Source organism: Streptomyces sp. NPDC096046, from assembly GCF_040303285.1.
Lineage (GTDB): Bacteria > Actinomycetota > Actinomycetes > Streptomycetales > Streptomycetaceae > Streptomyces.
Map to the genome: position 1 here is coordinate 1 of NZ_JBEOSZ010000100.1, position 8,264 is coordinate 8,264.

The window sequence follows — 8,264 nt, forward strand, 5'->3', positions numbered from 1 at the left end:
CCTCACGCCAGCCGAGGCGGTCACGATCGTTCCCGCGTCCAAGACCGCCCCGACCAAGCGAAAACCCAAGGCCACGGCTTAAAACAGTGGCATTGGGCCTAGGGGCGGTCTCCCCCGCCGTGCGGCGGGGTCCCGCCCCGAGTCCGATGTCCCCCGCGCGGCGGGCCGGGACAGTGGGGACTGTCCACTCGACCTGCGGAAAGGGACGTCATGAAGCGCCGTACGAAGATCGTCGTGCCGTGGCGGCCCGCGCTCTGACCAGCGCCAGGGCCGTCAGCAGGTAGGGAATCGCCAGTACCGCGAAGACGGTGCCGTGCGCCAGGTCCGTCCCGAGCAGCGCGTACACGCCGAACGTGGCGATCGTGGCCAGCTCGGTGCCCAGGCTCGCCACGGAGGTGAGGGTGGCCCGGCGGGACTCGTCGATGCGGTGCTGGAGGCGGGCGTCGGCGAGCACCTCGGCCAGTTGGAATCCCGCGAAGGCGAGGCTCACGAGGGCGACACCGGCCAGGGAACGGGCCATGGCTCCCACCGCCAGGGCGAGGGCGGCACCGGCGAGCAGGAGCGCGAGCCCGGTCGTGCCGAGGCGTTCGGCCGGTCCGGTCAGCAGGCTGCCGAGGGTGACGCCCGCCCAGATCAGCATGATCAGGTAGGGCACCGTGGCCTCGGCGACGCCGAGGTCCCGGACCAGCAGGGGGGTGTACTCGTCGAGCGCGCCCCACACCGCGGCGACGGCCGGGATCAGCAGCAGGGCGCCGCGCACCGCACGGTCCCCGCGCACCTCGGCGAGTCCGGCGCGCAGGGTCGCCGGCCGGCTGTCGCCGACACCCTCCGGCCGCACCCGGTGCTCCGGGAACCGGGTCGCGGTGAGGGCGGTCAGCACACAGACCAGGACGCTCGCGGCGCCGACCGCCGCGTAGCCGCCCCGGGCGAAGACGGGCCCCGCGAGGCCGAGGGAGGCCACGGTGCCCAGCAGGCGCGCGGCCCGGGCGCGGCCCATGACCCGCGCGTACCGGCCGGCGGCATCGAGCCGGTCCAGTTCGTCGTAGACCAGCGCTTCCAGCGCGCCGGAGCCGAGGGCCCCGCCCGCGCCCCACAGGACGAAGCCGGCCGCGAAGGCGCCGTATGACGGGAGGGCCACCCACAGCGCGAAGCCGGCGGCGGTCAGCAGCGGGCCGATCCAGAGCAGTCTGCGACGCGACATGGCGTCGGCCCAGGCGCCGGAGGGGACCTCCAGCACCACGCCGGTGACCGACCACAGGGCGAACAGGGAGGAGATCTGCCAGAGCGACATGCCGGTATCGGCGAACAGCAGCACGTACACCGGGTAGAGCAGGACGAAGTCGTCGAGGAACGCGTAGCCGTACAGCGTGGTCGTCAGCCGCCGGACACCGGTGGCGGGCACGCGGGCGGGTGAGAGTGTCATGAGGCCTTCCCGAGAAGACGGATCGGACGCCGGAGGTACGGCGGCCGAGGCGGTCCTCGGGAGGCACGGCTGGTGGATCAATGTCGCCAGGTCATGGCACCGATGCTAGGCCCGGCACGCGGATCGGGCCACGGGGTTACGTGGGCGATCCGGAGGAGAAGCGGCGCAGCAGCGGCGAGAGCACGAGTACGGACTTGGTCCGCTCGACGAACGGCTCCCCGGCGATCCGTTCCAGGACCCGTTCGAAGTGGCGCATGTCGGAGGCGAAGACCTGGGCGATCGCGTCCGCGTCCCCGGTGACGGTGGACGCGGCCACGACCTCCTGGTAGCGCTCCAGGCCCCGCTGGATGGTTTCCGGGGAGGTGTTCCCCCGGCAGTAGATCTCGACGAACCCCTCGGTCTCCCAGCCGAGGGCGCCCGGGTCAACCCGCACGGTGAAGCCGGTGATGGCCCCGGTGGCCCGGAGCCGGTCCACGCGGCGCTTGACGGCGGGCGCGGACAGGCCGACGAGTTGGCCGATGTCGGCGTAGGAGCGACGGGCGTCCTCGGCGAGGGCGTGCACGATGCGTTCGTCGAGATCGTTCAGCACAGTGGGTTGATCACTTCTCGGATGGCGCGAGTCGGGAACGGCGATAGCCGTACACGAAGTAGAACACGAGCCCGGCGGCCATCCAGACACCGAAGACCACCCAGGTCACGGTCGACAGGCTGGCCATCATCCAGAGGCAGAAGGCGAAGCCCAGCGCGGGCAGGACCGGGGAGAGCGGCACCCGGAAGGTGCGGGGCAGGTCCGGCTTGGTGCGGCGCAGCACCACGACGGCCACGTTGACGAGCGCGAAGGCGAACAGGGTGCCGATGCTGGTGGCGTCGGCGAGCTGCCCGAGGGGGATCGCGGCGGCCAGGACACCGCAGAACAGGGAGACGATCAGGGTGTTGGCGCGGGGCGAGCCGGTCTTCGGGTGGACCCTGGCGAACACCTTCGGCATGAGACCGTCGCGGGACATGGCGAACAGGATGCGGGTCTGGCCGTACAGCACGGTCAGCACCACGCTCGCGATGGCGACGACGGCGCAGAACGCCAGCAGCGTGCCCCAGAAGGTCTGCCCGGTGACCTCGCGCATGATCTGGGCGAGGGCGGCCTCGGAGTCGGTGAAGTTCCTCCAGGGCTTGGCGCCGACCGCGACGGCCGCCACGAGGACGTACAGCGCGGTGACGATGACCAGCGACAGCATGATCGCGCGGGGCAGGTCGCGCTGGGCGTTCCTGGCCTCCTCGCCGGCGGTGGAGGCGGCGTCGAAGCCGATGTAGGAGAAGAACAGCGTGGCGCCGGCCGCGCTGACGCCGGCCATGCCGAGCGGCATGAAGTTCTCGTAGTTGCCGGAGCGGAAGCCCTGGACGCCGATGGCGCAGAACAGCACCAGCGCGGCGATCTTCACGACGACCATGACGGTGTTGGCGCGGGCGGACTCGCGGGCGCCGCCCAGCAGGAAGGCCATCGCGAGCAGCACGACGATCAGCGCCGGGAGGTTGAACACGCCGCCGTCGCCGGGCGGGGCGGACAGGGCGTCCGGGATGGTGACGCCGATGGTCCCGTCGAGCAGTTCGTTGAGGTACTCGCCCCAGCCGACGGCGACGGCGGCGACCGACACGCCGTACTCCAGGACCAGGCACCAGCCGCACACCCAGGCGATCAGCTCACCCATCGTTGCGTACGCATACGAGTACGAGGAGCCCGAGACGGGGATGGTGCCCGCGAGCTCGGCGTAGGACAGCGCCGAGAACAGGGCGGTGAGGCCGGCGATGACGAAGGAGAGCGTCACGGCCGGGCCCGCCTTGGGGACGGCCTCGCCGAGGACGACGAAGATGCCGGTGCCGAGGGTGGCACCGATGCTGATCATGGTCAGCTGCCACAGCCCGAGGGTGCGGCGCAGCGACCCTCCCTCGCCCTGTCCACCCTCCGCGACCAGGCGTTCCACGGGCTTGCGCCGCATGAGGCGCGCGCCGATGCCGGGGGGCGCGGAAGCGGCTGCCGGGCCTGGGTTCTGCGGGGGTGCGCCTTGGTCGAGCACGCGCTGGCTCCTTTTCGCTGCCGGTCAGGGCGGCAGGGACCGGGGGCACCCTTGAGCAGGGACCCACCGAGCGGGGTCCCCGCCACGCCACGTACGAGGCGACAGCCTATGAGCAACGACGTTGCTGTCGAAATGCAGCAACCTTGCGCATACCTGCAAGATCATTGCGTTCCCGCGGACTCGGTGGGTGTTCGTTGCGGGACGGCTGTCGAGTGTTGCACCGGTAGCCGTCGGAACGCCTCGACCAGCGCTGCCTACGGATCGGCCCGCCCCTGCCGCACGCCGGCGGAGTCCAGGTGGGCCCGGCGATCGACGATCGACTGTCTCCACGCCTCGACGGCGGGGCCGGTGCACGCGCGACGGCCCCCAACCTTCCCGCGGTGTGCGCGGGTCGGTGGGGGCCGTCCGAGAGGGCGTCGGGAGCCGTCAGCTCCAGCTGGCGTGCAGCGGCTTGCCCTCGGCGTAACCGGCGGCGCTCTGGATCCCGACGATGGCCTTCTCGGCGAACTCCTCCAGGGAACCGGCACCGGCGTAGGTGCAGGACGAGCGGACGCCCGCGATGATCGAGTCGATCAGGTCCTCGACGCCCGGGCGGGCCGGGTCGAGGAACATGCGGGAGGTGGAGATGCCCTCCTCGAACAGCGCCTTGCGGGCCCGGTCGTACGCCGACTCCTCGGAGGTGCGGTTGCGCACGGCACGGGCGGACGCCATGCCGAAGGACTCCTTGTAGGCGCGCCCCTGGGCGTCGTGCTGGAGGTCGCCCGGGGACTCGTAGGTGCCCGCGAACCAGGAGCCGACCATCACGTTGGACGCGCCGGCCGCGAGGGCCATGGCCACATCGCGCGGGTGGCGGACGCCGCCGTCGGCCCACACGTGCTTGCCGTACTTCTTCGCCTCGGCGGCGCACTCCAGGACGGCGGAGAACTGCGGCCGGCCCACGCCGGTCATCATGCGCGTGGTGCACATGGCGCCGGGGCCGACACCGACCTTGACGATGTCCGCGCCGGCCTCGATGAGGTCGCGCACGCCCGCGGCGGCGACCACGTTGCCCGCGACGATCGGTACCTGCGGGTCGAGGTCGCGTACCAGCTTCAGGGCGCTGATCATCGACTCCTGGTGCCCGTGCGCGGTGTCGATGACGAGCGCGTCGACCCCCGCGTCCAGCAGCTGCTGCGCCTTGCCCGCGACGTCGCCGTTGATGCCGACGGCGGCGGCGATGCGCAGCCGCCCCCGGGCGTCGGTGGCGGGCGTGTACAGGGTGGCGCGCAGGGCGCCCTTGCGGGTCAGGATGCCGGCGAGCGTGCCGTCCGGGTTGACCGCGGGGGCGTAGCGGCGGTTGGCGTGGTCGAGGGTGCTGAAGGCCTCGCCCGGGTCCTGGTCCGCTTCGATGAGGAGCAGGTCCCGGGACATGACCTCGGAGAGCTGGGTGAAGCGGTCGACGCCGGAGAGGTCGGAGTCGGTGACCACGCCGATGGGCTTGTGGTTCTCGTCGACGACGACACCGGCGTCGTGCGCCCGCTTCGGAAGCAGCCCCAGCGCGTCGGCGACGGTCTGGTGCGGGGACAGGATGATCGGGGTGTCCAGCACCAGATGGCGGCTCTTCACCCAGGAGACGACCTCGGTGACCACCTCGATCGGAATGTCCTGGGGTATCACCACGAGGCCGCCGCGACGGGCCACGGTCTCGGCCATGCGGCGGCCGGCGATGGCGGTCATGTTGGCGACGACGAGCGGGATCGTGGTGCCCGTGCCGTCCGGGGAGCTGAGGTCGACGGCCTGCCGGGAGCCCACCGAGGAGCGGCTCGGCACCATGAAGACGTCGTCGTACGTCAGGTCGTACCCGGGCTGGATGTCATTGAGGAAACGCACGTGCTGCACATCCCAGTCGATCAGAGGTGACCCCCCGTACCGGTCGGCCAGGGGGAAAGAGCACGTACTTCATTCTCCCATGCCGGGCACCCCGACGACCCCCGGCGGATCATCCAGGCTGGTCAGGATGCCTCTCGGACGATTCTCCAAGGCCGAGGGTCACGAACAGCCCCGGGCCCCGGTCCGTCGCCTCGGCGAAGACCTCCTCGGCGACCTGCCACTCCTCGGGTCGCGTCTCGGCGTAGGCCCGCCAGCCCCGCACGACGACCAGCAGCCCTCGATCCCCGGCCTCCTCGGGCCAGAGGGCGGGGTCGGCCAGGCAGTCGGCGAGGGCGTCCCAGTCTCGTCCGAACCAGTCGGGCAGGGCGAGGTCACGGGCGCAGCGGTCCATGAGGCCCGCCATGTCCGTGACCCCGTCGAGATCGAGGACGTGCACGATCCGGCCCGCCGGGTCGTGCCCTCCGTGCGCCCGGCCGGTCACCGTCAGACCCCGTCCGGGTCGGACCTGTTGAGCGCGGACTTGGGCGCCGGTCCGGCCGTCATCAGGTAGTCCGCGGCCGACGTGTCCGTCACCAGGCTGGTGACGAGCCCGGACCGCAGCACCGCGTCGATCGCGGGTCCCTTGCGCTGCCCGCCCGCGATCGCCACGACCTCGGGGATCCGGCGGAGCTGGTCGGCCTTGACGGTGATGCACCGCTCGCCCAGGTCCCGCCCGACCCGGCGGCCGTCGGCGTCGAAGAGGTGCGCGGACATCTCGGCGGCGACACCGAGGGAGGCGTAGTGCGCGCGCTCCTCGTCGCTGAGCATGTCGTGCACCGTGGAGATGCCCGGCTCCCAGGAACCGATGGAGACACAGGCGACGGTGACCTTGTCGAAGTGCTCGAAGGCCCGGGCGATGCCCGTCTGGTTGCGCAGCGCCGCGGCCGTGGCGGCGTCGGGCAGCAGCATGGGCGCGTAGATGGGGTGGGCATCCCCTCCGGCCACCTGGGCGGCGCGGCGCACGGCCTCGACCGAGCCGCGCTCGGCGGTCCCGGCGTCGTACACGCCGGTCAGCTGCACCACCGTGCAGGGCGGCAGCCGGTCGAGCGCCGCCGCCATGTGGATGGTGGAGCGGCCCCAGGCCAGGCCCAGCACATCACCTTCGTCGACCAGTTCGCCGAGCAGGTCGGCGGCCACCTCTCCCAGGTTCTCGGGATCGGGCGACTCCTCGGCCTCGGCCGGGGGGGACTCGACCACGACAGCGTGCCGCAGGCCGTAGCGGGCGCGGAGCGCGTCCGAGCGCTCGGCGTCCAGCTCGGCGGGCACACGGATCTCGATGCGGACGAGATCCCGTTCGAGGGCGGTCTCCAGGACCCGGGCCACCTTGAAGCGGCTGACGCCGAACTCCTCCGCGATCTGGATCTTGGACTTGCCCTCCAGGTAGAAGCGGCGGGCCATGGCCGCCGCCTGCACCAGCTCAGCGGGTCCCATCCGCATGGCTGACCGGCCCGCCGACATACCCGACACGGCGTTCTCCTCACTGCTGTTCACACTCTGGATTCGCCGTTCATCCTTGCAGATCCGGCGCGATCGATCAGCCCTGCTGAGAGCCGTTCACTTTGCTGTGGCTCAGTGGTCGCAGGCCCACGAGGCCTTCGCCGTCGCCGCCTCCGCCTGGGTGCGTAGTGCACGTACCGCCTCGGCCGGGTCGTTTGCCCCGTAGACCGCCGATCCGGCCACGAAGACGTCGGCTCCGGCGTCCGCGCAGCGCTCGATTGTGGAAGCGGAAACTCCGCCGTCGACCTGGAGCCAGAGCTCCAGTCCGTGCTTGCTGATCAACTCGCGGGTGCGGCGGATCTTCGGAAGCATGATGTCGAGAAAGGCCTGCCCACCGAAGCCCGGTTCAACCGTCATGATCAGCAGCATGTCGAGCTCGGGGAGCAGGTCTTCGTACGGCTCGACGGGGGTCGCGGGCTTCAGCGCCATGGAGGCGCGGGCGCCCTTGGCGCGGATCTCCCGGGCGAGCCGGACGGGTGCGGCGGCGGCCTCGACATGGAAGGTGACGGAACCGGCCCCCGCCTCCACGAACTGGGGCGCCCAGCGATCGGGGGCCTCGATCATCAGGTGGCAGTCCAGCGGGGTGTCCGTCGCACGGGCGAGCGACTCCACGACCGGCACTCCGAGCGTGAGGTTCGGGACGAAGTGGTTGTCCATGACGTCGACGTGGAGCCAGTCGGCTCCTTCCACGGCCTTCGCCTCGTCCGCGAGGCGGGCGAAGTCGGCGGAGAGGATGCTGGGGTTGATCTGCGCGGCCATGTCCTAAGACTGCCATGCCCCTCGGGGGTCGTGGGCATCGGTCCCGGTCGGCCAGGGTGGGGCGTCGGCTGCGGACCGCTGGTGGCCGATCGCGCGGGTCCCCACGCCCTCGCGGGGCTCTCGCGCAGGGGGTCGGCGTGGGACACGGTGTCGCACACCTCCTCTGCGGGCGGCGGGCCACGTGGCTGGTCCTGGGCCTGTGGTGGGCGTGCTGTTCGTCGCCGCCCCGTTCGCCCTGAAGCTGGCCGACCCGCAGGACGACGATGCGGCGTCCTGGCTGCCGGGGTCCGCGGAGTCGACGTGGGCCCTGCAGATGTACGACTGGTCGCGCCAGGCCCCTTCCGATGAATCTCCGTGGGAGACGGAGCGGCGTTCGGTGCGTGCTCTGGGGGTCCCCCCTGCTCGAAGAGCTTGGCGGTGCGGCGGTGGGGGCCCCTCCCGTTCGAGCGAAGCCGAGAGCGGGGGAGCGTGCCGGGCGTCGCGACGCCGCGCAGATCCATCAGAAGGGGCCTAGCTAGTGCCGCGGCAGGCAACGTTTGCCCGTCAAGGAGCGGCGTCCGGTGCGTGCTCTCGGCGTGCCGGGTGCAAGCCCTCGTACTGGGTGTACT

General features: G+C 71.7%; 7 protein-coding genes. All 7 read right to left on the reverse strand.

Going from position 1 to position 8,264, the window contains the following annotated elements:
* Positions 1 to 208: 208 nt before the first annotated feature.
* On the reverse strand, positions 209 to 1,423 hold the full coding sequence (locus ABTX62_RS37605) for an MFS transporter (RefSeq protein ID WP_352120389.1): 1,215 nt from the start codon (positions 1,421 to 1,423) through the stop codon (positions 209 to 211).
* 136 nt (positions 1,424 to 1,559) lie between these two features.
* Positions 1,560 to 2,012 (reverse strand): Lrp/AsnC family transcriptional regulator, encoded by a 453-nt coding sequence (locus ABTX62_RS37610; protein WP_053668336.1) that lies wholly within the window; start codon positions 2,010 to 2,012, stop codon positions 1,560 to 1,562.
* 10 nt (positions 2,013 to 2,022) lie between these two features.
* Entirely contained in the window at positions 2,023 to 3,492 is a 1,470-nt protein-coding gene (locus ABTX62_RS37615) for an amino acid permease (RefSeq protein ID WP_352120390.1), read from the reverse strand.
* Positions 3,493 to 3,918: 426 nt separating this feature from the next.
* Positions 3,919 to 5,361, reverse strand: a complete 1,443-nt coding sequence (locus ABTX62_RS37620; protein WP_352120391.1) for a GuaB1 family IMP dehydrogenase-related protein — start codon at positions 5,359 to 5,361, stop codon at positions 3,919 to 3,921.
* A gap of 109 nt (positions 5,362 to 5,470) precedes the next feature.
* Positions 5,471 to 5,842, reverse strand: coding sequence for a barstar family protein (locus ABTX62_RS37625; protein WP_352120392.1), 372 nt, complete (start codon positions 5,840 to 5,842; stop codon positions 5,471 to 5,473).
* A gap of 2 nt (positions 5,843 to 5,844) precedes the next feature.
* A complete protein-coding gene (locus tag ABTX62_RS37630; protein WP_352120393.1) occupies positions 5,845 to 6,891 on the reverse strand; it encodes a sugar-binding transcriptional regulator in 1,047 nt (348 codons plus the stop codon).
* A 78-nt stretch (positions 6,892 to 6,969) separates the two neighbouring features.
* Positions 6,970 to 7,656 (reverse strand): ribulose-phosphate 3-epimerase, encoded by a 687-nt coding sequence (gene rpe, locus ABTX62_RS37635; RefSeq protein ID WP_352120394.1) that lies wholly within the window; start codon positions 7,654 to 7,656, stop codon positions 6,970 to 6,972.
* Positions 7,657 to 8,264 lie beyond the last annotated feature (608 nt).